Source organism: Pseudomonas sp. PME37.24/006 (assembly GCF_055556635.1).
The window spans coordinates 1-356 of record NZ_JBVHNL010000025.1; the positions used below are offsets into that span (position 1 = coordinate 1).

1 protein-coding gene is annotated in these 356 nt (G+C 66.3%); it reads right to left on the bottom strand.

Going from position 1 to position 356, the window contains the following annotated elements:
- Positions 1 to 26: 26 nt before the first annotated feature.
- Complete coding sequence (locus ACZ3GY_RS23705; RefSeq protein WP_311290924.1) at positions 27 to 263, bottom strand: hypothetical protein; 237 nt, start codon at positions 261 to 263, stop codon at positions 27 to 29.
- Positions 264 to 356 lie beyond the last annotated feature (93 nt).

A 356-nucleotide genomic window follows, 5' to 3' on the forward strand; every position in this document is an offset into this window, starting at 1 on the left:
GGGCATCATGCTGTGGCCTCGGGACATCACCTGTGCGGCAAGTGCGCTACTGCCCACCTCTGCAGCAGCTCCTCCCGCAAGCGGTCGTTGTGCTCGAGCATCCGCCGAACACCGTCCGGTGCCGCAGCGGCGGTTGTCGCCTCGTCGGTGAGCGTGCGGAGCCCGAGATGATGGCAGGCCCATGCCGCGAGCTCGTCGAGCTCGACGCTGACAGTCGCGGTGACGTTGACGTGCTGCTGCCACTGGACCTTGTAGGCAGGCATCGGTCACTCAGTCCGGGTTGCGGAAGAAGTCGATCACGAGCGCGACGGTGACAGGGACGAGGACCACCGCCGCAGCGGTGATGATGATGCGGT

Bases quoted from the DNA above. Each gene is read 5' to 3' on its own strand.
- ACZ3GY_RS23705 (WP_311290924.1), bottom strand. From the start codon at position 263: ATGCCTGCCTACAAGGTCCAGTGGCAGCAGCACGTCAACGTCACCGCG.